General features: G+C 64.1%; 17 protein-coding genes. 11 read left to right on the forward strand and 6 right to left on the reverse strand.

Annotated elements, in window-relative coordinates; genetic code table 11:
* Positions 1-46: 46 nt before the first annotated feature.
* From lpdA to AC3A84_RS04050, 6 genes are all read right to left on the reverse strand, one after another.
* Positions 47-1,474 (reverse strand): dihydrolipoyl dehydrogenase, encoded by a 1,428-nt coding sequence (gene lpdA / locus AC3A84_RS04025; protein WP_015912827.1) that lies wholly within the window; start codon positions 1,472-1,474, stop codon positions 47-49.
* Between the two features lie 105 nt (positions 1,475-1,579).
* Positions 1,580-1,978, reverse strand: a complete 399-nt coding sequence (locus AC3A84_RS04030) for a hypothetical protein (protein WP_015912828.1) — start codon at positions 1,976-1,978, stop codon at positions 1,580-1,582.
* A 53-nt stretch (positions 1,979-2,031) separates the two neighbouring features.
* Positions 2,032-5,178: an efflux RND transporter permease subunit gene (locus tag AC3A84_RS04035; RefSeq protein WP_012614056.1), complete on the reverse strand. Its 3,147-nt coding sequence runs from the start codon at positions 5,176-5,178 to the stop codon at positions 2,032-2,034.
* A gap of 13 nt (positions 5,179-5,191) precedes the next feature.
* A complete protein-coding gene (locus AC3A84_RS04040; protein ID WP_003821159.1) occupies positions 5,192-6,307 on the reverse strand; it encodes an efflux RND transporter periplasmic adaptor subunit in 1,116 nt (371 codons plus the stop codon).
* A complete protein-coding gene (locus AC3A84_RS04045; protein WP_015912829.1) occupies positions 6,304-6,855 on the reverse strand; it encodes a hypothetical protein in 552 nt (183 codons plus the stop codon). The genes AC3A84_RS04040 and AC3A84_RS04045 overlap by 4 nt, the downstream gene beginning before the upstream one ends.
* 34 nt (positions 6,856-6,889) lie before the next feature.
* Complete coding sequence (locus AC3A84_RS04050; protein ID WP_223656232.1) at positions 6,890-8,101, reverse strand: TolC family protein; 1,212 nt, start codon at positions 8,099-8,101, stop codon at positions 6,890-6,892.
* A gap of 399 nt (positions 8,102-8,500) precedes the next feature.
* Here AC3A84_RS04050 and AC3A84_RS04055 point away from each other — a divergent pair, with 399 nt between their 5' ends.
* From AC3A84_RS04055 to AC3A84_RS04105, 11 genes are all read left to right on the forward strand, one after another.
* Positions 8,501-8,758: a metal-sensing transcriptional repressor gene (locus AC3A84_RS04055; protein WP_003821156.1), complete on the forward strand. Its 258-nt coding sequence runs from the start codon at positions 8,501-8,503 to the stop codon at positions 8,756-8,758.
* A gap of 9 nt (positions 8,759-8,767) precedes the next feature.
* A complete protein-coding gene (locus tag AC3A84_RS04060; protein WP_003821155.1) occupies positions 8,768-10,078 on the forward strand; it encodes an MFS transporter in 1,311 nt (436 codons plus the stop codon).
* Between the two features lie 133 nt (positions 10,079-10,211).
* Positions 10,212-11,234 carry a cation diffusion facilitator family transporter gene (locus AC3A84_RS04065; protein WP_003821153.1) on the forward strand — a complete coding sequence of 341 codons (1,023 nt, stop codon included), beginning with the start codon at positions 10,212-10,214 and terminating at the stop codon, positions 11,232-11,234.
* 43 nt (positions 11,235-11,277) lie between these two features.
* Entirely contained in the window at positions 11,278-11,655 is a 378-nt protein-coding gene (locus AC3A84_RS04070) for an ArsR/SmtB family transcription factor (protein WP_003821152.1), read from the forward strand.
* A gap of 229 nt (positions 11,656-11,884) precedes the next feature.
* Entirely contained in the window at positions 11,885-12,454 is a 570-nt protein-coding gene (locus AC3A84_RS04075; protein WP_003821150.1) for a DUF4148 domain-containing protein, read from the forward strand.
* 31 nt (positions 12,455-12,485) lie between these two features.
* Positions 12,486-15,335 (forward strand): heavy metal translocating P-type ATPase, encoded by a 2,850-nt coding sequence (locus tag AC3A84_RS04080; RefSeq protein WP_487968447.1) that lies wholly within the window; start codon positions 12,486-12,488, stop codon positions 15,333-15,335.
* A gap of 111 nt (positions 15,336-15,446) precedes the next feature.
* Positions 15,447-16,754 carry an efflux RND transporter periplasmic adaptor subunit gene (locus AC3A84_RS04085; protein ID WP_003821145.1) on the forward strand — a complete coding sequence of 436 codons (1,308 nt, stop codon included), beginning with the start codon at positions 15,447-15,449 and terminating at the stop codon, positions 16,752-16,754.
* The gene (locus AC3A84_RS04090; protein WP_012614062.1) at positions 16,751-19,927 is read left to right on the forward strand and encodes an efflux RND transporter permease subunit; all 3,177 of its coding nucleotides are present in this window, start codon (positions 16,751-16,753) and stop codon (positions 19,925-19,927) included. The genes AC3A84_RS04085 and AC3A84_RS04090 overlap by 4 nt, the downstream gene beginning before the upstream one ends.
* A gap of 20 nt (positions 19,928-19,947) precedes the next feature.
* Entirely contained in the window at positions 19,948-21,453 is a 1,506-nt protein-coding gene (locus tag AC3A84_RS04095; protein ID WP_090520095.1) for an efflux transporter outer membrane subunit, read from the forward strand.
* A gap of 49 nt (positions 21,454-21,502) precedes the next feature.
* Positions 21,503-21,889 carry a MerR family transcriptional regulator gene (locus AC3A84_RS04100; RefSeq protein WP_015912830.1) on the forward strand — a complete coding sequence of 129 codons (387 nt, stop codon included), beginning with the start codon at positions 21,503-21,505 and terminating at the stop codon, positions 21,887-21,889.
* Positions 21,890-21,968: 79 nt separating this feature from the next.
* Positions 21,969-23,165 (forward strand): MFS transporter, encoded by a 1,197-nt coding sequence (locus tag AC3A84_RS04105; protein WP_021204989.1) that lies wholly within the window; start codon positions 21,969-21,971, stop codon positions 23,163-23,165.

A 23,165-nucleotide genomic window follows, 5' to 3' on the forward strand; every position in this document is an offset into this window, starting at 1 on the left:
CCGCAGCTGCGTTCGGTGAGGTGGTTTGGATGCCGCTTCCGATCAATCAGAAGTTGAGCGCGCGCTTGTCCACGGCCAGCGAGGCCTCTTTGAACGTCTCGGAGAGGGTCGGATGGGCAAAGCAGATGCGGGCGATGTCTTCGCTGCTGGCCTTGAACGCCATGGCGATCACGGCCTCGGCCACCAGTTCACTGGCCTGCGGGCCGACCACATGCACGCCGAGTATCTCATCAGTGGCAGGATCGGCGATCACCTTGACGAGGCCCGGCGTGTCGCCCAGCGCACGCGCGCGGCCATTGGCCATGAACGGGAAGGAACCGATTCGATAGGCGGTGCCCTGCTCTTTGAGCTGCTGCTCGGTGCGGCCTACCCAGGCAATCTCTGGGCTGGTGTAGATGACGTTGGGGATCGTATTGAAATCGACGTGACCGTGCTGGCCGGCAATGCGCTCGGCCACTGCGACACCTTCCTCTTCCGCCTTGTGCGCCAACATCGGGCCACGCACCACGTCACCGATGGCCCAGATGCCGGGCACACTGGTGCGGCATTCATCGTCCACCAGCACGGCGCCGCGCTCATCCAGTTGGAGTCCCACGGCGGCCGGATTCAGGCCTTCGGTGTTGGGCACACGGCCGATAGCCACGATCACTTTGTCTGCCTGCAAGGACTGCGTCTGGCCCTGGCTGTCGGTGTAGTGAATAGTCACGCCAGCCTCGGTTGCATTGACTTCGCGAACCTTCGCACCTAGTTCGATCTTCAGGCCTTGCTTGTCGAACGCCTTCTTCGCCTCCTTGGCGATGGCTTGGTCGACGATTGGCAGGAAGCTGGGCAAGCCTTCGAGGATCGTGACATCCGCCCCCAGGCGGCGCCAAACGGAGCCCAGCTCCAGGCCGATCACGCCGGCACCGATGACGGCCAACCGATCGGGCACGGCCGCGATGTCCAGCGCGCCGTCGTTGGAGAGCACGACCCGCTCATCGAACGGTAGGTTGGGGAGTGGCCGCACGTTGGAGCCTGTGGCAACGATGATCTGCTTGCCCACCAAGGTAACAGCCTCATCGGCGGCGACGCTCACCTCGAAGCCACCATCGACAGTCCTGGTGAAAGACGCCAGGCCGTTGAAAAACTGGACCTTGTTTTTGCGGAACAGATAAAGGATGCCTTCGTTGCTGGACTTCACGACCTGATTCTTACGTTCCAACATCGTGGTCACATCCATGCGCAGATCACCCGTGGAGATGCCGTGCGTGCCAAAGTGGTGCTTGGCTTGTTCAAAGTTCTCTGACGACTGCAGTAGCGCTTTCGAAGGGATACAACCGATGTTGTTGCAGGTGCCGCCAGGTGCTGGCTTTCCGTCCTTGTTCTTCCAGGCATCTACACAAGCGACCTTCATGCCTAATTGGGCAGCGCGAATGGCCGCGATGTATCCGCCTGGGCCGGCACCGATAACAATGACGTCGAAATGCATTTCCATGATTTACATCTCCAAAGTTTTTGAGGAAATAGTGAGCGCCTATGTCGCGCCTTTTGTCAGGTGGTCGCCAGATTACAGCTCGTTCCCTGACGATCACGTTGAACACTACGGCAGAACGAACCGGGCGCTCGCGGTATTGCCCCCACGTTCGACTTGGACGACGGCCTTCGTGCCCTTGGCTGCGGCGAAGGTCCCGCTGCCTTCGAGGCGGCTTCCGTCCGCGGCAGGCGTGAGTTGCACCTCCTGCTTTTGTGAGCCGGTCAACAGTGTGAGCTTGGCTTTGGTGTTGCTTACATTGACCTGCTTGCCGTGGTCGCGCAGGTAGAGTTGCGCTGCTGCGGGCTGAACGACCAACTCGTAGTCCACGTCCCGGACTTCGGTCACGACGCCACCATGCAGCGGCTTGTGGTCATGCGCGTGGTCATGGTCGCCTGCGGCGAAGGCGGTGACGGATGCCAGGGCGAGGGCGGTGCCGGCCGTGAGGGAACGAAATCGAACAGACATGAAAGCTCCTATAGGGTTACGGTGGTTGAAATCGGGTGACAGAAGGCGTTGCATCAGAATGCCTCCGCGTCGCGGTCGTCCAGCAGGCGTTCGGCAGGCTTGCGGCCGAACAGCCAGAACATGGCGGGTGTAAGGAAGGTGTCTAGCAGCGTGGAGCTGACCAGCCCCGAGAAGATCACCACCGCGACGGGGTGCAGGATCTCAGTACCGGGTCGGGACGCCTCGAACAGCAGCGGGGCCAGCGCGAAGGCCGTGACCAGCGCGGTCATCAGAACCGGGGAAAGCCGTTCGAGCGAGCCACGCACGATCATCTTCTGGTCGAAGTCCTCGCCCTCCATGCGCATGAGGTTGAGGTAGTGGCTCACCTTCAGGATGCCGTTGCGCACAGAAATACCCGCGAGCGTGATGAAGCCGACCAGGGCGGCCACGGACAACGGCTGGCCAGACAGCCACAGCCCCAACACGGCGCCGACCAGGGCCAATGGAATGTTCACCATGATGAGCGCTGATAGGACGACCGACTTGTAGCGCGTGTACAACACCACGAACATGAGCGTCAGGGAGACGATGGACAGCAGGCCCACCAGTCGCGAGGCTTCCTCTTGTGCCTGGAACTGGCCGCCCAGCGTGATGAAGTAGCCTTCGGGCAAGCGCACTTCTTGGACGACGCTGCGTATGTCGGCCACTACTTCGGACAGCGGCCGTCCCTGAGCGTTGGCCGACAAAACTATGCGTCGACGGCCATCGTCGCGGCTGACCTGGTTGGGGCCGTCGCTGTCTTCGATGGTGGCAAGGCGCGACAACGGGACCCGACCCATGGGCGTGTCGATGAGGATGCGGCTCAAGCCCTCAATCGACCGCGCCTGCTCGGGCAGGCGAACCACCAGCGCGAAGCGGCGGTTGCCCTCGATGACCTCGGTGATCTTTTCGCCTTCGACCAGGCTTTGCAGCGTGGACAGAATTTGCGGTGCGGCCACGCCGTAGCGTCCCGCCGCCGCATAATCCACGCGGATTTTGATCTGCGGCGCTAGGACCTGCTTTTCGATCTCCAGGTCAGCAAGCCCCGGAATTCCGGCCAGCTTGGCGCGCAGCAGATCCGCCTGCCCGCGCAGGACGTCCAGGTCCTCGCCGAACACCTTGATGGCGATCTGCGAGCGCACCCCCGACAACATGTGGTCGATGCGGTGCGAGATCGGCTGGCCAATGCCGATGGAGCCGGGCAAGTGAGCCAGACGCGAACGGATGTCGGCGGTGATCTCCTCCATCGAGCGCTTTAGCTCCGAGGCGGGCAGCAGGCCCACGTCCAGCTCGCTGACATGCACGCCTTCGGCATGCTCGTCCAGCTCGGCCCGTCCGCTGCGCCGGCCCACGTGCTGCACCTCTGGCACCTGCGCGACCAGCAGCTCGGCTTGCTGGGCAAGCGCCGAAGATTCGGCCAGCGTCACACCGGGATTCAGGCGCAGGCCCACCAGCAACGTTCCTTCATTGAACGGGGGCAGGAACGTGGTCGGGAAGAATGGCACCGCGGCGACAGCCAGTGTGACAGCCACAGCGGCCATGCCAAGGGCGGCACGCGGCCGCTGCAAGACCCGCTGCAGGCCGCCCTGATAGCGCGTCTTCAACCAGGCTAGAAGCCGAGTGTCGCCATGGTCCAGCGTCCTCATCTTGGGCAGCAGGTAGTACGAAAGCACCGGAGTGACCGTCACAGAGACCAGCAGCGAGGCCAGCGTGGAGACGATGAAGGCGATGCCCAGCGGCACGAACAAGCGCCCCTCCATCCCCGGCAGCGCGAACAGGGGCAGGAACACCAGCACAATGATCATCGTGGCGTAGAGAATCGCCGAGCGAACCTCCATCGAGGCCCTGGCAACGATGACCAGGGGCGTCAGCCGGTTCTCAGGGTGGCGGGTGCGGTCCTCCTTGAGCCGCCGCATGATGTTCTCCACATCGACCACAGCATCGTCCACGAGACCGCCGATGGCGATCGCCAGCCCACCGAGCGTCATGGTGTTGATTGATAGGCCGAAATAGTGGAACACCAGCCCGGTCACGAAGATCGAGGCAGGAATCGCGGTCAACGCGATCACCAGGGGGCGCAAAGTGCCCAGGAAGAAGAACAGGATCACCGCCACGAAGACCGATGCGCCGATGAGCTTGCCTTGCAGCGTGCTGATGGACGCCTCGATGAAGTTGGCTTGTCGGAAGGTCACCTGTGGCTCGGCCATGCCAGCCGGCAGTGAGCCCTTCATGTCCGCCAACGCTGACTCGATCGAGCGGGTCAGTGCAATCGTATCGGCCGTGGGCTGCTTTTGGATGCCCAGGATCACGGCTGGCAGGCCCTCGAAGCCCGCATCGCCGCGCTTGATGGCTGGCGCAAACTGAACATCGGCGACCTGGTGGAGCAGGATGGGTTGGCCCGCACGCACCGCGAGAGGCAGGTTACGCAGGTCGTCGAGTCGGGACGTGCGGCCCAGGTTGCGGATCAGGTACTCGCGGCCATTGATCTCCAGGAAGCCGCCGGAAGTGTTCGCGGAGAAGCCCTTGAGAGCCGCATCCAGATCGGACGCAGTCACGCCCAGCTCTGACATTCGCGTGGTGTTGGGCTGGACCTGGAACTGACGGACCTCGCCTCCGATCGGGATGACTTGGGCAACACCAGGTATGGCCATCAGCCGGGGGCGTAGCACCCAGTCCGCGTACTCGCGAGTGTCCATGGCCGACAGCGGCGGGGCTGCGTTCTTCTGCCCTGAGGGCTTGGCACCGATGGGGATTGCAATCTGCATGATCTCGCCCATCACTGAGCTGATTGGCCCCATAGTGGGCGTCACGCCCGGGGCTAGCCCTTCCTCCATGGACGTCAGGCGTTCGGAGACCATCTGGCGCGCCCGGAAGATGTCGGTCTTCCAGTCAAATGTCACGTAGATGAAGGAAAGCCCGGCGCTGGAGACCGAGCGCACGCTTTCGACGCTGGGCAGGCCGTTCATGGCCGTTTCGAGCGGGAACGTGATGAGTTGCTCGACTTCTTCGGCAGCCATGCCGCCAGCCTCCGTCATGAGAGTGACGGTCGGCTTGTTGAGATCGGGAAAGACATCTACCGGCGTGCGCGTCAGGGTGAACGCGCCATACGCCATCAGCACCAGCGCCCCGATGATGACCAGGAGCCGGTTTCGTAAGCTATTTTCGAGAAGCCACTTGAACATGGAATGGTGCCCCTCAACGAACTTGATTGATCAGGGACGCGCCCTCGACAACCACGCGGTCGCCGTCCGCCAGGCCCGAAGTGACAGCGATGGATGCACCATCCAAAGGAGTGATGTTCACGACACGCGGCTCGAAGCGCTCGGCCTGGTCTTTGACCCAGACGATGTTCTGGTTGGCAGGGTTCTTCATCAGCGCACCGGAAGGCACGCGGTAGCCAGGTACCGTCGTCGCCTCTTGCACGAAGACCACCACCGGCATACCGACCGCCAAGCGCGAGAGGCTTTCGCTGGTGCCCTTGAACAGCATGGGCAGGGCCTGCTCGCGCAGGCTGCTGGCGGCACCGACGAAGCTCAGCGGCACCTTCTGACCGCCTACTGCGAGTGCAGCACCGGCCAGGTTCTGTGCCATTGCCGGATCGTAGGCAAGCGCCTCGATGCGCAGTTGGGTCGGATCGACCACCTCAAACACCAGTTCGCGCGCATCCACGACCTGCCCGGCAACTGCGGGGCTGGATGCGATGACGCCGCTGACTGGGGCCTTCAGTACGTCCCTGCCGGCGAGGCCCCCGCTCAAGGCGCGGGCGCGTTCGGTCAGGCTGTTCACTTCGCTTTCGGCTGCTTCGATCTCCTTGCGGGGCACGGTCTCCGACAGCTCGCGCAGCCGGGCCAAGCGCTTCTGCGCGAGCGCTTGGCCCGCACGCAGCTCGGCAACCTGGGCCATCTGGCCTGAGCGCTCCAGCACACCGCTGGCCGGTTCGATGTAAGCCAGCACCTGGCCCTTGCGCACGGATTGGCCGATCTGCGGCAGACCATCCGGCCCGGGCACCAGCCGGCCCATTACCATTGCCTGGACCTTGCCGCCTGTCGTCGGGTCCATGATTACTTTGCCAGCCAGTTCATGGCTGCGGGCCAAGGGCTCCTGCTTGATCAGCTGGGTGCGTACACCGATCTGACGTTGCGACGGTTTCGGAAGAAACACGCTGCCATCAGGCTGGCGCTGGGGGCCATTGGAAGACGCAGCCGGCGCTTCGTCGCCGTGGTCATGGCCGTCGTGAGCGAACGCGGGAGCAGCCAGAGCCAATGCAGCCGCCATGGCCGTCGTCATTAGGAAACGGAAGTTGCGCTTCATGCTGCACCTCGCAGTGCACCGTTGGTGCGTGTACGTCTGCGCAGCGCCCACGCTAGGACACCGACGCCGAGGACTGCGGCACCGCCACCTAGTACGACCACACGGCCGGATGCGACGGCATGCTCGTGTTCGGCGTCTTCGCTATGAACATCGAGAACGCCCGTCAACAGGTCCGATTGGCCCTGCGCAGTAATAGTGGCCATGATTGAGGTCTCGCCATCGGATAGCGGCTCAGTCAGATCGGCCTCGAACTCTCCAACCCCGTGTGAGCTGACCTTTACCTGTTGACCACCCAGCTCGAGGGTCAGCTCGCCATCGGTCACCGGCCGGTTGTCGGCAGCATGGTCGAGGTAGAGTGTGAGACGCTGGCCGTTCAGCACACCCACCAGTTCGAAGTCATCGGAAACTGCGGCAAAGCGCGGAAGCGCGGCCGCTGCGGGGGCAGGAGCGGCTTCGCCATGGTCATGGCCGTCGCCGGCCCACGTTGCGCTACTGCCAAGCAGGAGGCTGGACAAGGCAGCTGCACGCCAGAAAGAGGATTGCGACATTTCTAAGGTTCCAGGATGGTTGAGCGCGCGCCGATCAGCGCGTGCCGGAGATGTCAGTGAAAGTCTCGGTCGGCTGCGGCAGCGTGCCTTGTGCCTGCAACAGGGACGAGATGGCCGCGGCATGCTCCACCTTGGCGAGCAGCGCCGCGCGCTCGGCCTCGGTGGCCTCCTGCTCGATGCGAAGGCGTGTCGGCATGTCCGTCTCGCCCATCGCGAACGACTTTTGGTAGAAGGTGCGCGTTTGTTGGGCTAGTCGCTGGCGCTCCGAAGCGGCCTGCATCTGGGTGCTGGTTGCCAGTTCGCGCGATTGGGCAGTTCGAATTTCCGAGAGTAGCCGGGTGCGCTGGGCCGCGAGTGCCGACTCAGCCTCCAGTGCCTGCGCATTGGCGCTGGACAATTGCTCGGTATGACGGCTACCCGTACCGAAGGGAATGCGCACACCCACCGTGATCGTCTGGTTGTAGCGTTCGCCGTAGCCGCCCCGATCCCGCGTGGTCGCCAGGGTCAGTTCGGGGTTGGCGTACTTCTGATGGGACACCAGTTCCGCAGAGCGGCGGGCCGCCAGCGCCTTGTGCTGCAGTTCCAGCAGCGCAGGGTGGTTACCCAACAACGCGCCGGACGGCTGTGCCGATGCCGGTTGAACTCGGACACCTGACTGCTCCGGCTGCGCGGAATCGGCCTGCGACGGGATACTCTCGATGCCGGTCAGTGCCAACAACGCCTCGCGCTGCGTGATTTCTTCGGCCTGAGCAATGGCCAGGGCACTACGAGCCGACGCCAAGGCGCCATCGGCCTGGTTTCTGTCGGCTTGCGCCAGGTCGCCCGCGCGAACCCGGCGAGCCACATCTTGCGCCAACTCGTCCGCGCTGCGGGTGCGATCCTGCGCCGCCACCAATTCGGCCTGGGCACGCTGCCATGCCCACCATGCCTGGCGAACCTGTCCGGCCGTGCGTAGCTTGGCGGCCAGCATCCGGCTGGATAGCGCGAGGCTTTCCGCGTCCGCCCAGCGTGCCGACGAGGCGCGCTCACCAGGCATCCAAAGGGGAATAGCCACCCCGACTTCATATTCGCGCTGTCCGTTGCGGTTGTTGAACCGATCAGTTTTGGTGGAGGCTTCCAGCGCCATCGGACCTGCCACCCAACTGCCGGCCGTCTCTTGGCGTGCTTGGGCGGCCTGCTGCCAGGCGCCTTCTCCAGCGGCTTCTGGCTGCCGCTGCCAAGCTGACTCCCACAATTGGGCGACCATGTGGCTGTCTGGTCTGGATGGGACGTGAGGGGCGGCTACTGGCTGGGCTAGCACGGTGCCGGCCCAAAGCGTGGATACCGCCCATATCCATCCCTTGCGTATGTCTTTGCGAAGCATTCAATTCTCCATCGGTGTTGCATCAGTACTTACCCCCGGCTGGGTGTTCTCTTTCCGAGCAAGTGCTTGTCGTTGAAAAGCCACTGTTCACTGGCTTAGATATGAACAATTGTATATCTATTCATATGAATGGGAAAGAAAACCTTACATCCTTTGAGCACCAATCGCCTTAGAGAGGGCGTCGGGCGCAAGACATCGAGAGGCGAGGTGGGGCTAATCCACTGCGCAAACAGCTATGCAGACTCCTTGAGCATATCCCCCGGGGGGGGATATGATTGCTGCATGAAAGAGATGCACAAGCACACCAGCCACCCAGATCTCGTGAAACGGCTCAAGCGCGCCGAGGGTCATCTGCGACACGTCATCGGGATGATCGAAGGAGAAGAAACCTGCCTGGACATCGCTCGCCAGCTCGCTGCGGTGGAGAGCGCCGTCACAGCGGCCAAGCGCGTCCTGATCCATGACCACATCGACCACTGCCTATCTCATGATGAGGACTCCGTTCTAGCCGAAATGAAGGCGCTAACCAGACTGCTCTGAGGTCTCTCGATGCTCTCCGTCCTAAAGAACCGCACCTACCGCCACCTGTTCACCGCGCAGGTGATCGCACTCGTCGGCACAGGCCTGATGACGGTAGCGCTCGGCCTACTTGCCTACGAGCTGGCCGGGGCCGATGCAGGTGCGGTGCTCGGGTCGGCGCTGGCTATCAAGATGCTGGCCTATGTGGGAGTCGCTCCAGTCGCACAGGCCTTCGCCGACCAGTTCCCGCGACGGTCATTGCTCGTAGCGCTGGACCTGGTACGAGCGGTTGTCGCGATCTGTTTGCCCTTTGTCACCGAGGTCTGGCAGATCTATCTGCTGATCTTTGTCCTGCAAGCGGCATCCGCCGGCTTCACGCCGACTTTCCAAGCCACTATCCCGGACATCCTTCCCGATGAAGAGGACTACACGAAGGCGCTGTCGCTGTCCCGGCTGGCCTATGACCTGGAAAGCCTGATTTCCCCGATGCTGGCTGCTGCGCTGCTGACCGTCATCAGCTTTCACAACCTGTTCGCGGGAACAGTGCTCGGTTTCCTCGTTTCAGCCGCGCTCGTGGTCAGCGTGCGGTTGCCCACAACTATTCCCGGACCGCGCCGCGGCATTTGGGATCGCACGACCCGCGGCACACGCATCTATCTCGCTACGCCACGCCTGCGGGGCCTGCTGGCGATCAGCTTGGCCGTCTCGGCGGCGGGCGCCATGGTGATCGTGAACACGGTGGTTCTCGTGAAGGCGCGCTTTGGCCTAGGCGAGGTCGAAGTGGCGTCGGCACTGGCGGCATTCGGAGGCGGTTCGATGGTGGCAGCCTTCGTTCTGCCATCCTTACTGGAAAAGGTGGCCGACCGAACCGCGATGCTCACCGGCGCTACCGTACTGGTCGTGGGCACGGGGATCGGCGCACTGCTGCCGAGCTATGCATTGTTGCTGCCGCTGTGGTTGATCATCGGCTTTGGCTACAGCGTGGCGCAAACGCCATCCGGCCGTCTTCTGCGCCGCTCGGCCCATGCCGAGGACCGTCCTGCGATCTTCGCGGCACACTTCGCGCTGTCGCACGCCTGTTGGCTCATCTGCTACCCACTTGCCGGCCGCTTCGGCGCGGTCATGGGCTTGCCATCGACCTTCATTGTCATGTCCCTGGTCGGCTTGGCCGGCGTGGCGCTGACGCTCTGGCTGTGGCCGGCCAGCGACCCTTCTGACGTGGCGCATGACCACCCCAGCTTGCCGCCGGATCACCCTCATTTACGCACACACGCAGACCAAGGCAGGCACCATCACCAGCTGATTCTGGATGACCTGCACCGTATCTGGCCGAAAGGATAGGCACATTTTCTCGTTGCGGCATCACAACGCATGGCTTCGGAGGCTGAGAAGGGTGAGCGAAAATATATCACATGAACACATATTCATGTGTTATATTTCGCCATAGTCAAACACTCAACCAGCAGAGGCGCCCATGTCCCAATCCAATGCACATGACCATGGTCACGACCATGATCACGACCACACCCCCACAGTGACGAGCGCCAACGAGCGCAAGGTTCTGGTTTCCTTCTTCCTGATCTTCGGCTTCATGCTCGTGGAAGCTGTCGGCGGCGTGCTGTCGGGCTCGCTAGCCCTACTTGCCGATGCTGGCCACATGCTGACCGACGCCGTGGCACTTGCCCTGGCTTACGCTGCCTTCCGATTCGGTCGCCGCGCAGCCGACAGCAAACGCACATTCGGTTACCTGCGCTTCGAGGTCATCGCCGGCTTCCTGAACGCCGTGACCCTGTTCGCGATCGTCGCATGGATCGCCTACGAGGCGTGGGAGCGGCTGCAGGCGCCGCCCGTCATCCTCGCCGGCCCGATGATGATCGTCGCCGTGCTCGGCTTACTGATCAACGTCCTCGTGCTGTGGATCATGACCCGCGGCGAAACCGATCACGTCAATGTGAAAGGTGCCATCCTCCACGTGATGGGTGACCTGCTCGGCTCTGTCGGCGCCATCGTTGCAGCGATCGTCATCTACTTCACCGGCTGGACTCCGATCGACCCCATCCTGTCGGTTCTAGTAGCGGCGTTGATTCTGCGCAGCGCCTGGAAGCTCCTGGCCAAGTCGATCCATATCCTGTTGGAGGGTGCGCCAGAGGACGCTTCGCCGGAAAAGGTGGAACAAGGCCTGATGAGCACTGTGCCCGGCCTGGCGGCTGTCAGCCATGTTCACGTGTGGCAACTCACTTCCGGTCGCACGATGGCCACGCTACACGTTCGACCCAACGTGGACGAGGAGGCGCGAGCTGTGGTCAAGCGCGTCGAGGCGGTGCTGCGAGAGCAGTTCAGCATCGAACACGCCACAGTCGGAATCGACTGGAACTCGGAGGCTGACGAGAACATCTGCAGCCTGCAACCCACGACAGGCCGTCAGGACCACAGCGGCCACGACCACAGTGAGCACAATCATGACCATGACCACTCCGCTCCCGGTCACAAGCATTGAGGCCGTGCTAGACGGTTCGCAGTTCACTTGAGGGTTTGAATCCATGACATCCCGCAAAACCACCAGCGCCGCTATTGTGCAATGTTCGACCTCTAACCACGGCACGACCACTGATGTCCTCGCACTATCGCAAAGTGACGTCGCTGTTCTGGCAGAGACCTTCCGCCTGCTGGGCGACCAATCGCGATTGAAAATCCTGTTGCAGTGCATGCGCGGATCGGTCGCAGTGGGCGACATTGCTGGCTCGCTAGACCTGTCGCAGTCCTTGGTCAGCCATCACCTGCGCCTGTTGCGCGGCGCGCGCCTCGTGCGCGGCGAGCGCCAAGCCAAGCACATCTTCTACGGCATTGCCGACCAGCACGTCAGCCAGGTACTCCAGGACATGGCGGTTCACATTTCGGAGGACAGACACGACGATTGACTGAACATGTGAGTGCGCGCCGGCCTACGCCTTCAAGGGGTAGGCTTTTTTTGGCTATTAATCTAGAGAGACACCGGCGCGCCTTGCTGAATGCCTAGAAGACCCCAAGCAAAAAGCACTCTAAAAATAAACACTTGAACATATCTTCATGTGTGTTATTATTTGTCTACGGGGTATCCGAAAGGCGTAAGGACCACGCCATTATTTTTAACGTCAAGGAGTATTGACCATGTCCAAGAAAATTCGCTTTGCTGTTCTGCTTTCCGCACTTTTTGCTGCTGGAGTAAACGCTCAACCGTTCGCCGCAGATATGACACGGCAACAGGTCCAGGAGGATCTGGCTGCTTGGAGGCAATCTGGGTTGGAAGCGTTGTCTCGCGGCGAAAGCGGCCCGGATACGTTCAGCCCTCAATACCAGGCTGCCTTTCAGCGCTACTTGCAATTGACCCAAGGTGATATGTATCAGGCGCCCTCAGCAGGAAAGACTCGTGCTGAAGTGATGGCTGATTTGGAACTGTGGAAAATCTCCGGCATGCACGCGTTCACCTCGCGCGGAATCACCACCGCTTCGCACACCCAAGCCTACCAACAAGCCTACGAGAGCTATCTCCAGCTCAAGCTGGGTGCGGCTTACAAGGCTCCGGTGGCATTGACTCGTGCTCAAGTAAAGAGTGATTTGGCAGATTGGCAGGTTGCGGGAATGGCTGGATTCTGGGCTGGTGAGCAGACGCCTGATACCTATAGTGATGCCTACCGCACCGCATTTGAAACCTACCAGATGCTGCGCAACAAAAAATGACTTAATGGCAGCTGCATAAAGCAGCGGTCGGATGGTTCAGCCAGAAAGAGATTCTTTCTTTTTTTTGAATAAACATACAAACAAGTGTTCATTTGTTTGCATAACATTCCGATCGCTGATTTGTGCGTCCTGCCACGGCGATTACTCAGAGAACCAGGAGATTGATATGTCTTTGGAAACATTGGACGGCACAGGAGCGCAGGACGAACAACTGGGCTTTCGGGTCGAAGGTATGGATTGCGCCAGTTGCGTCGGCAAGATTGAAACAGCGCTTGGTCGAATTGATGGCGTATCAAATGTACAGGTTAATTTTACAAATGAGACGCTGACGTTGACGCGCAGCACAAGTAGCCGAAATACTGCACGCGACATTGCCAAGAAAATCCGGTCCCTGGGCTTCGACGTGCAGGCACTGCCCGCGTCCGAAATGTCCGCAGCACCTGCACCGTGCCATGCGGCCCACGCGCATGACCACGCCGGCTGCGGCGGCCACCATGACCATGGGCATGCCCACGACCACGGGCACGATCATTCGCACGGCAAAGCGTGCGGTGATGACCATGGGCATGGCCATGCTCACGGCCATGCCCATGCCCATGACCACGGTCACGATCACGGGGCCTGCAGCGGGCATGACCATGCGCCGGCCTCTGCCTCCCGTGGAGCACCCAGCACGCCCCCCAACGTGTCCATGCGCGTCGAGGGCATGGACTGCGCCAGTTGCGTCGGCAAGATCGAAACGGCGCTCGCTCGCATGGATGGCGTGTCCGATGCCCGCATAAACTTCACCGCAGAAACGCTGGAATTGACGCTCGCGTCTGGCGGCCCCACGCAGCTCGGCCACATCGAGAAGACCATCAAGAGCCTGGGCTTCGGCGTCTCCGACGTGCGCCGCCATGATGGCTCAGCACCCGCGGCCCCAGCAGCAGCATCGACGGCGCGCCATCAGCGCTGGTGGCAGACGAAGAAAGGCAAGCACGTGCTGGGCCTGGGCGGCCTGATGGGCTCGGCCTACGCGATCGCGCAGTTCGTTCCTGGCTACGCTGAATGGATCTTCGCCGCTGCGGTGATCGCGGGCGTGCTGCCGTTCGCTCGCAAAGCCTTCGCGCTGGCTGTGTCAGGCTCGCCGTTCTCTATCGAAACGCTGATGGTCGTCGCCTCGCTGGGCGCGCTCGTGATAGGCGAGGCCGAGGAAGCTGCTGCCGTGGTGTTCCTGTTCGCGATCGGCGAGCTGCTGGAAAGCGTGGCCGCCGGCCGCGCGCGCGCCGGCATCAAGGCGCTGGCCTCCCTGGTGCCTAAGACGGCGGTACTGCTCGATGCCGCGGGCGGGCAGCGCGAAGTGCCCGCCGCTTCCCTGCGCGTGAGCGACCGCGTGCTGGTGCGCCCTGGTGACCGGGTGCCTGCGGACGGCAAGATCCTCCGCGGTGAAAGCAGCCTGGACGAGTCGCCTATCACCGGCGAGTCCGTACCGCGTCAAAAGGCTATCGGTGCCGACGTGTTCGCCGGCTCCATCAACGTCGATGGCGTGCTCGAAGTACAAGTCGAGAAGACGGCATCGGACAACACCATTTCTCGCATCATCCAACTGGTGGAGCAGGCGCAGTCCTCCAAGGCGCCCACGGCTCGCTTCATCGAAAAGTTCAGCCGCTACTACACCCCTGCCGTCATGGCCATCGCGGCGTTGATCGTGGTGGTTCCGCCACTTGCCATGGGTGGCGACTGGGGTACCTGGCTGTACCGCGGCCTCGCACTGCTGTTGATTGCCTGCCCATGTGCGCTGGTGCTCTCCACACCGGCGGCCATCGCCTCGGGCCTTGCGGTGGCCACGCGACGGGGCCTGCTGATCAAGGGTGGCAACGCGTTGGAAACCATCGGCCGCGTGCGCGCCATTGCCTTCGACAAGACTGGCACGCTGACCGAGGGCAAGCCGCGCATCACCGAGGTCCTGCCCTTCGGGCTGTTCAAGCATCAACAGGTCCTTGCGCTTGCCGCCGCTGTCGAGTCCGGCTCAAACCATCCCTTGGCGAAGGCCATTGTCGCCCATGCCAAGAGCCTGGACGTGGCGATTCCCCAGGCCACGGGCGCATCGGCCATTGCCGGCAAGGCGGTGCGCGCCACCGTGAACGGCAGTGCGCTCGCTGTCGGATCGCCCGCCCATGCGGAACAGACGGCCACGCTGACAGCCGCGCACCGCAGGGAAATCGACAAGCTGGAGGATGGCGGCAAGACCGTGGTGGTCCTGTTCGACGAAGCCAGCAAGAACGTTCTGGGCCTGCTGGCCCTGCGCGACGAGCCCCGCCGCGACGCGCGCGAAGGCGTGGCCCAGCTCAACGCCATGGGCGTGCGCTCGGTCATGCTGACCGGCGACAACCGCCGCACCGCGCAGGCGATCGCCGGCAAGCTGGGCATCGAGTGGGAGGCCGAGCTGCTGCCGCAGGACAAGCTGCGCTTGGTCAACGAGATGAAGCGTGATGCCAAGGTGGCGATGGTCGGCGACGGCATCAACGACGCGCCGGCCCTGGCGACCGCCGACGTGGGTATCGCCATGGGCGGCGGCACGGACGTGGCGCTGGAAACCGCCGATGCCGCGCTGCTCAAGAGCCGCGTCACGGACGTGGCCCACCTGGTGGCCCTGTCGCGGGCGACGATGGCCAACATTCACCAAAACGTCGTATTCGCCATTGGCCTCAAGGGCTTGTTCCTGGTCACCACCGTGTTGGGTATCACCGGCTTGTGGGTTGCCGTGCTGGCCGACACCGGCGCCACGGCCCTGGTCACGCTGAACGCACTGCGCCTGCTGCGCTTCAAGGGCGCGCCGGAGGCCAACCACGGCGACGACGCCGGGCGTCCCACCACCTTGTCCGTGCCGTCTGCCCGCTGAGGCAACAAGAGGGCTTGACCTTGCCGTCGTTGTAACGCCTAGCCTCCACACAAATGTCTGCAGAGCGCTTCGGAAGGGCCGGAGTCCTGCATCCAAGAAAGGGTCACTTCCATGCGTAAAAAAATCAGAATCATTGTGGTGGCAGGCGTCATCGCAGCCGTCGGGGGGATAGCGATCGCTGCCCGCGACGCCAAGGACGAGGGCAAGGCCGCGGCGCCCCCGGCGGGCGCGCCGATGGCGCCGCAGGTGCCCGTGGCCGAGGTCATTACCCGCACGGTCGCGCCATCGGCCGAGTACACCGGCTTCCTGGCCGCGCCCAAGACCGTCGAGCTGCGCTCGCGGGTCGGCGGCGCCGTCGATGCGGTGAGCGTTCCCGAAGGTAGCCTCGTGCGCAAGGGCCAACTGCTGTTCCAGATCGACCCGAGGCCGTTCCAGGTTGCGCTCGACACGGCCGTGGCGCAACTGCGTCAGGCCGAGGTGCTGGCCAGCCAGGCCCAGGCCGACTTTGACCGCGCCGAGCGCCTGGTGGCGACCGGCGCCGTCGCGCGCAAGACCTATGACGATGCCGCCTCCGCACGCAACGCGCGCCAGGCTCAGGTGCAGGCGGCTAAGGCCGCCGTTGCTGCGGCTCAGCTGGACCTGTCCTACGCCCGCGTCACTGCGCCCATCGCCGGGCGCGTCGACCGCGTGCTCGTGACCGAGGGCAACTTGGTCAGCGGTGGCGGCGCCGGCGCGGCCACGCTGCTGACCACGATCGTATCCATCGACCCGTTGCACGTGTACTTCGACATTGATGAGGCCACCTATCTCAACGTCGTCAGCCGCTCGCGGCCCGCTGCGGGCGCCGGTAGCAAGGCTTCGCTGCCCGTGCAGGTCGGGCTGACCACGGACAAGGGTTTCCCGCACAGGGGCGCGCTCGACTTCGTGGGCAACACCATTGACCGAAGCACCGGCACGATCCGCGCGCGCGCCGTTGTGCCCAACCCGGATGGGCGCATGGCACCCGGCATGTTCGCCCGGGCCAAGCTGTCCACCGGCGCGGCGCGCGAGGCCGTCCTGATCGACGATCAGGCCGTGGGCACCGACCAAGGGCGCAACTACGTGCTGGTCGTGGGCGAGAACAACCAGGCCCAGTACCGGCCCATCGAACTGGGGCCGGTGGTGGACGGGCTGCGCGTCATCAACGGCGGCCTGCAGGCCGGTGAGAAGATCATCATCAAGGGCCTCGTGCGCCCCGGCATGGCGGTCACGCCGCGCATGGTGCCCATGCAGGCGCCCGCGGCACCGGCCGCCGGCGCGACCGGCGCGACCAAGGCTGCGGCAAACGCTCCGGCTCCCGCTGCGGCGCCTGCCAAGGCCGGTGGCGCGGACCCCGCCAAGGCTGACGGCGCGGCCGGCTCGGCGGAGGCCCGCAAATGAATTTCCCCCGCTTCTTCATCAACCGGCCGATCTTCGCCATCGTCCTGTCGGTGCTGATGCTGATCGCGGGCGCGATCAGCTATTTCCAGCTCCCCCTGAGCGAGTACCCCCAGGTCACGCCGCCGACGGTGCAGGTCACCGCCAGCTATCCCGGCGCCAACCCGCAGGTGATCGCCGACACCGTGGCATCGCCGCTGGAGCAGGCGGTCAACGGCGTGGAAGGCATGATGTACATGCAGTCCCAGATGTCCACGGACGGGCGGATGGTGCTGACCATCTCGTTCGAGCAGCACATCGACCCCGACGTCGCGCAGATCCAGGTGCAGAACCGCGTCTCACGCGCGCTGCCCCGGTTGCCGCCCGAGGTCCAGCGCATCGGCGTGGTCACCGACAAGACCGCGCCCGATATTCTCATGGTGGTGCATATGCTCTCGCCGGGGGACCGCTACGACCCGCTGTACGTGTCCAACTACGCGATGCTCAACGTGCGCGACGAACTGGCGCGCCTGCCGGGCATCGCCAACGTGATCATCGGCGGTGAAGGCGAGTACGCAATGCGCGTCTGGCTCGACCCCGAGAAGGTCGCATCGCGGGGCATGACCGCCAGCGATGTGGTCGCCGCCATCCGCGAGCAGAACGTGCAGGTCGCAGCCGGCTCGATCGGCCAGCAGCCGAATGCGTCGGCCGCCTTCCAGGTCAGCGTCAATGCGCTGGGGCGCCTGACCACCGAAGAGCAGTTCGGCGACATCGTGATCAAGGCCGGCGCCAACGGCCAGGTGACCCGCCTGCGCGACGTCGCACGCCTGGAACTGGGCTCGGACAACTACACCATGCGCGGCCAGCTCGACGGCGAGAACGCGGTCGGCCTGCAAATCCTGATGACGCCCGGCTCCAATGCCCTGGACACGTCCAGCGCGGTGCGCGCGACGATGGAGCGGCTGCAGGCCAAGTTCCCCGAAGGCATCGAGTACAAGATCGCCTACGACCCCACAGTCTTCGTGCGCGCCTCGCTCCAGTCCGTCGCCGTCACGCTGCTGGAGGCCATCCTCCTGGTGGTGATCGTGGTGGTGCTGTTCCTGCAATCTTGGCGCGCGTCGATCATTCCACTGATCGCCGTGCCGGTCTCGCTGGTCGGCACGTTCGCGGTGATGCACATGTTCGGCTTCTCGCTGAACACGCTGTCGCTGTTTGGCCTCGTGCTCTCCATCGGCATCGTGGTGGATGACGCCATCGTGGTGGTGGAGAACGTGGAGCGCCACATGGCGCTGGGCGAATCGCCCAAGGATGCGGCGCGCAAGGCGATGGATGAAGTGACTGGCCCGATCCTGGCCATCACCTCGGTGCTGGCAGCGGTCTTCATCCCCTCGGCGTTCCTGTCGGGGCTGCAGGGCGAGTTCTATCGCCAGTTCGCGCTGACCATCGCGTTCTCGACCATCCTGTCGGCGATCAACTCGCTTACGCTGTCGCCAGCGCTGGCCGCCATCCTGCTCAAGCCGCACCACGGCGCGGCCAAGCCCGATCGTCTCACGCGCATCATCGACGGCGTGTTCGGCGGCTTCTTCCGCCGCTTCAACCGCTTCTTCGATCGCGCCTCGAATTCCTACGTCGGGGGCGTGCGCCGCGCGGTGCGCGGCAGCGCCATCGTGCTGCTGCTCTACGTCGGCTTCCTGGGCCTGACCTGGCTGGGCTTCCACAAGGTGCCTGCGGGCTTCGTGCCGGCCCAGGACAAGTACTATCTCGTGGGCATCGCCCAGCTTCCGACCGGCGCCTCGCTGGATCGCACCGAGGCGGTCGTCAAGGAGATGACCAAGATCGCACTGGCTGAGCCGGGCGTCGAGAGCGTGGTGGCCTTCCCGGGCCTGTCGGTCAATGGACCGGTGAACCAGCCGAACACCGCGCTGATGTTCGCCATGCTCAAGCCCTTCGATGAGCGCAAGGACCCGTCGCTGTCGGCCTTCGCCATCCAGGGCAAGCTCATGGGCAAGTTCAGCCAGATCCCGGACGGCTTCGTTGGCATCTTCCCGCCGCCGCCGGTGCCGGGCCTGGGTTCGATGGGCGGCTTCAAGCTGCAGATCGAGGACCGGGCGGGCCTGGGTCCCGAGGCGCTTGCGCAGGCACAGGGCCAGATCATGGGCAAGGCCATGCAGGCGCCCGAGCTGGCGAACATGCTCGCCAGCTTCCAGACCAATGCGCCGCAGTTGCAGGTGGACATCGACCGGGTGAAGGCCAAGTCGCAGGGCGTATCGCTGACCGAGGTGTTCGACACCCTGCAGGTCAACCTTGGCTCGCTCTACGTCAACGACTTCAACCGCTTCGGTCGCACCTACCGGGTCATGGCCCAGGCCGATGCGCAGTTCCGCATGCAGGCTGAGGACATAGGCATGCTCAAGGTGCGCAATGCAGCGGGCGACATGATCCCGCTGAGCGCGATCGCGACCATCGAGCGCAGTTCCGGCCCCGACCGGGTGATGCATTACAACGGCTTTCCCTCGGCCGACATCAGCGGCGGGCCAGCGCCGGGCTACTCGTCCGGCCAGGCCACCGCCGCGATTGAGAAGATCGTGAGCGAATCGCTGCCGGACGGTATGACCTACGAATGGACGGACCTGACTTTCCAGGAAAAACGGGTTGGCAACACGGCGATCTACATCTTCGCGCTGGCGGTGCTGCTCGCCTTCCTGTTCCTGGCGGCCCAGTACAACAGTTGGTCGCTGCCGTTCGCTGTGCTGCTGATTGCACCCATGGCGCTGCTCTCGGCGATCGCCGGCGTCTGGCTCTCTGGGGGCGACAACAACATCTTCACGCAGATCGGTTTCGTGGTGCTGGTCGGCCTGGCTGCCAAGAACGCGATCCTGATCGTGGAGTTCGCCCGCGCGAAGGAAAGCGAAGGGGCCGATCCGCTGGCAGCCGTGCTCGAAGCCGCGCGCTTGCGGCTGCGCCCGATCTTGATGACGTCGTTCGCCTTCATCGCTGGCGTGGTGCCGCTGGTGCTGGCCAGCGGTGCGGGCGCCGAGATGCGCCACGCCATGGGCATCGCGGTGTTCGCCGGCATGCTGGGCGTGACGGTATTCGGCCTGGTGCTGACGCCGGTGTTCTACGTTGTGGTGCGCAAGCTGGCGCTGCGCCGCGAAGCGCGCCATGCCCGTGGCGGCATGACCGACCAGCACGCATGACGGCCAGGAGGACATACGACATGAAAACATCTTTCGCATTCACACGACCCGCCAGGACGCTGGCGCCGCTCGCCCTCGCGGCGGCGTTGACTGGCTGCTCCATGGCACCGAAGTATGACCGGCCCGCAGCGCCGATCGACACGGCTTATCCCTTGGGCGCGGCCTATGTGGAACCGGCGGCCGCGACGCCCGACGACGCGATCACGGCCGAGATCGGCTGGCGGGACTTCTTCCGCGACCCGCTGCTGCAGCAGTTGATCGGCATTTCACTGGAGAACAACCGCGACATGCGCAAGGCCGCGCTCAACGTGGAGGCGGCTCAGGCGCTGTACCGTATCCAGCGTGCCGAGATGCTGCCGAACCTGGGCGTTTCCGCCCGCGGCGCGTCAGAGCGCGTACCGGCCGACCTCAGTACCACGGGGCAAAGCGACGTGCTCCGGCGCTACGACGTGGCCGGGGTGACGGCCGCCTGGGAGCTGGACCTGTGGGGCCGCATCCGCAGCCTCAACGACCGGGCGCTGGCGTCCTACCTGGCCCTCGACGAGACCCGCATCGCCACGCAGATGAGCCTGGTGTCCGAGGTGGCCAGCGCCTACCTCACGCTGCGCGCCGACCAGGAACTGCTGCGCCTGACGAGCGACACCCTCGCCACACAGAAGCGCTCCTATGACCTGACCACCCAACTGGTGGAAGCGGGAAATTCCACGCAGCTCGACCTGCGCCGCGCGGAGATCGCGCTGCGCACCGCCGAGGCCAACCGCGCCGCCTACACGCGGCAGGCGGCCAAGGACCGCAACGCGCTGGTGCTGCTGCTGGGCCAGCCGCTGACGCCGGAGCTGTCCCGGCAGCTTGACGAGGCCGTGGCGCTGCCGGACGACATCGTGCCGACCGACCTGCCGAGCGGCCTGCCGTCCGAACTGCTCGCGCGTCGGCCGGACATCCGCGCCGCCGAGCAGATGCTGATCGGCGCCAACGCCAACATCGGCGCGGCGCGGGCCGCGTTCTTCCCGACGATTAGCCTCACGGGCTCGGCGGGCACGGCCAGCGCTTCGCTGGACGGCCTGTTCGATTCGGGCTCGCGGGCCTGGAGCTTCCTGCCGCAGATCACGCTGCCCATCTTCCGCGGCGGCGCGTTGCGAGCCAATCTGGACGTGGCACAGGTACAAAAGAGGATCGAAATCGCCAACTACGAGAAGTCTATCCAGGCGGCCTTTGCTGAGGTGGCTGACGGCTTGGCGGGCAAGCGCACGCTTGATGAGCAGATCCGCTCGGAGCAGCTCCTGGTAGCGGCTAGCCAGAAAGCCTACCAACTAGCCGAGCAACGCTTCCAGGAAGGCGTGGACGACAACCTCACCTTGCTCGATGCGCAACGCACACAGTACGGTGCGCAGCAGACCCTGGTGCGCACGCGCCTGACGCGGCTGAACAACCTCATCCACCTCTACAAGGCGCTGGGTGGCGGCTGGACTGAGCACACGGTGCAATCGGGCGCCACCGGGCAACCATCCGCCCGGTCGCCGGGATAAGGGCTATGCGCAACGGCGGCGTTCCCCATCGTTGCGCACGGAGAACCGGATGAGGATCGGTGAACTTGCGCGCTTGACGGGCACCCCCCCGGAGAACATTCGGTTCTACGAGCGGGAGGGCCTGTTGCAAGCCCCGGAGCGGTCACGCAACAACTATCGGCGCTATGGCCCGGCCCATGTCGAACGGCTTCACCTGATTCGCAACTACCGTGCCTCGGGAATCGGCCTGGATGACGTGCGCCGCCTACTGGGTTGGGCACATGAGGGGTTCCTGGAACCTGAGCTGCTAAGGCAGGCTGTCCAAGGCCATCTCGCCTGTGTTGAGGAACGCATGGAGCAACTGATCCAGGTGAAAGAGCACCTGCTCGCATTGGCCCTGCACGGTGCTGCTTCCGCCGGGGCTTCCGAGGATGGACCGGCTCGCGATGGTTCGTGAGCATCGCATGTCCATATAACTGAATATATATTCATGCGTGTAATATTTCCGGCCAGACAAACGAATAAGAAAGACGCCCATGACCGACCAGAGCATCACGCGCCGAAACATCGGCGTTCTCACCGCCGCGCAGGCGCTCGGCGGCGCCAGCGCGCCCATCGTGATGTCGCTGGGTGGGCTGGTCGGCCAGCAGCTTGCCAAGAATTCGGCCTGGATCACCTTGCCCGTGAGTCTGTTCGGCCTGGGTCTTGCCATCGGCACCTTGCCTGCCGCCTTCATCATGCGGCACCATGGCCGCCGCAACGGATACGTGGTGGGGGTCGGCTTCGGCGTGGCCTCGGGCCTGATCGCCGCGTTGGGCATCATGCTGGCCTCGTTCTGGATCTTCTGCGCCGGCACCTTCCTGGCGGGCTTCTACGGCGCGTATGTGCAGAGCTACCGCTTCGCAGCCGCCGACACCGCCGAGGACGCGCTTAAGGCCAAGGCCATTTCCTGGGTCATGGTGGGCGGTCTCGCGGGCGCCATCATCGGGCCGCAGTTGGTGATCTTCACGCGCGATGCGGTAGCGGGCACGCCCTACGTTGGCAGCTTCCTCAGCCAGGCGCTGCTGCCGCTGATCGCCTTGCCGATCCTGCTGATGCTGCGCACGCCGAGCCAGACCCAGGCCGAAGCAGTCGCCGATAGCGGTCGGACGGTGCTGCAGCTCTTGGCGATGCCGCGCTATCTGCTGGCCGTGGCTGCGGGCGTGGTGTCCTATGGGGTGATGGCGTTCGTGATGACGGCCGCGCCGGTGGCGATGGTCAACCACGGGCATTCGGTGGACAACGCCGCCCTAGGAATACAGTGGCACCTGCTGGCGATGTTCGGGCCGAGCTTTTTCACAGGACGACTGATGGTGCGCTACGGCAAGGAGCGCGTGACCGCCGTCGGCATGGTGCTGCTCGCCGCCTCCGGGGTGGTGGCCCTGGGCGGGCTCGGCCTGTCCCACTTCTGGGGCTCGCTGGCGCTGCTGGGCATCGGCTGGAACTTCAGCTTCATCGGCGCGACGGCGATGGTCACCGATTGCCACACCCCGGCCGAGCGCAGCAAGGCGCAGGGCATGAACGATTTCTTCGTCTTCGCCGCCACGGCGGCCGTGTCGTTCCTCGCGGGATCGATCCTGCACAGCTCGGGCTGGCAGGCGGTCAACTGGATGATCTTCCCGGCCCTGGCGCTGATCCTGGTGCCGCTGCTGTGGCAGGCCGCGCGAAAGCCGGCGCTGCCAGCTCCGGTCTGA

This window comes from Paracidovorax sp. (genome assembly GCF_057642795.1).

Bases quoted from the DNA above. Each gene is read 5' to 3' on its own strand.
- AC3A84_RS04075 (WP_003821150.1), top strand. From the start codon at position 11,885: ATGTCCAAGAAAATTCGCTTTGCTGTTCTGCTTTCCGCACTTTTTGCT.
- AC3A84_RS04095 (WP_090520095.1), top strand. From the start codon at position 19,948: ATGAAAACATCTTTCGCATTCACACGACCCGCCAGGACGCTGGCGCCG.
- lpdA (WP_015912827.1), bottom strand. From the start codon at position 1,474: ATGGAAATGCATTTCGACGTCATTGTTATCGGTGCCGGCCCAGGCGGA.
- AC3A84_RS04060 (WP_003821155.1), top strand. From the start codon at position 8,768: ATGCTCTCCGTCCTAAAGAACCGCACCTACCGCCACCTGTTCACCGCG.
- AC3A84_RS04055 (WP_003821156.1), top strand. From the start codon at position 8,501: ATGAAAGAGATGCACAAGCACACCAGCCACCCAGATCTCGTGAAACGG.
- AC3A84_RS04085 (WP_003821145.1), top strand. From the start codon at position 15,447: ATGCGTAAAAAAATCAGAATCATTGTGGTGGCAGGCGTCATCGCAGCC.
- AC3A84_RS04080 (WP_487968447.1), top strand. From the start codon at position 12,486: ATGGTTCAGCCAGAAAGAGATTCTTTCTTTTTTTTGAATAAACATACA.
- AC3A84_RS04065 (WP_003821153.1), top strand. From the start codon at position 10,212: ATGTCCCAATCCAATGCACATGACCATGGTCACGACCATGATCACGAC.
- AC3A84_RS04035 (WP_012614056.1), bottom strand. From the start codon at position 5,178: ATGTTCAAGTGGCTTCTCGAAAATAGCTTACGAAACCGGCTCCTGGTC.
- AC3A84_RS04105 (WP_021204989.1), top strand. From the start codon at position 21,969: ATGACCGACCAGAGCATCACGCGCCGAAACATCGGCGTTCTCACCGCC.
- AC3A84_RS04050 (WP_223656232.1), bottom strand. From the start codon at position 8,101: ATGGTCGCCCAATTGTGGGAGTCAGCTTGGCAGCGGCAGCCAGAAGCC.
- AC3A84_RS04040 (WP_003821159.1), bottom strand. From the start codon at position 6,307: ATGAAGCGCAACTTCCGTTTCCTAATGACGACGGCCATGGCGGCTGCA.
- AC3A84_RS04070 (WP_003821152.1), top strand. From the start codon at position 11,278: ATGACATCCCGCAAAACCACCAGCGCCGCTATTGTGCAATGTTCGACC.
- AC3A84_RS04045 (WP_015912829.1), bottom strand. From the start codon at position 6,855: ATGTCGCAATCCTCTTTCTGGCGTGCAGCTGCCTTGTCCAGCCTCCTG.
- AC3A84_RS04100 (WP_015912830.1), top strand. From the start codon at position 21,503: ATGAGGATCGGTGAACTTGCGCGCTTGACGGGCACCCCCCCGGAGAAC.
- AC3A84_RS04090 (WP_012614062.1), top strand. From the start codon at position 16,751: ATGAATTTCCCCCGCTTCTTCATCAACCGGCCGATCTTCGCCATCGTC.
- AC3A84_RS04030 (WP_015912828.1), bottom strand. From the start codon at position 1,978: ATGTCTGTTCGATTTCGTTCCCTCACGGCCGGCACCGCCCTCGCCCTG.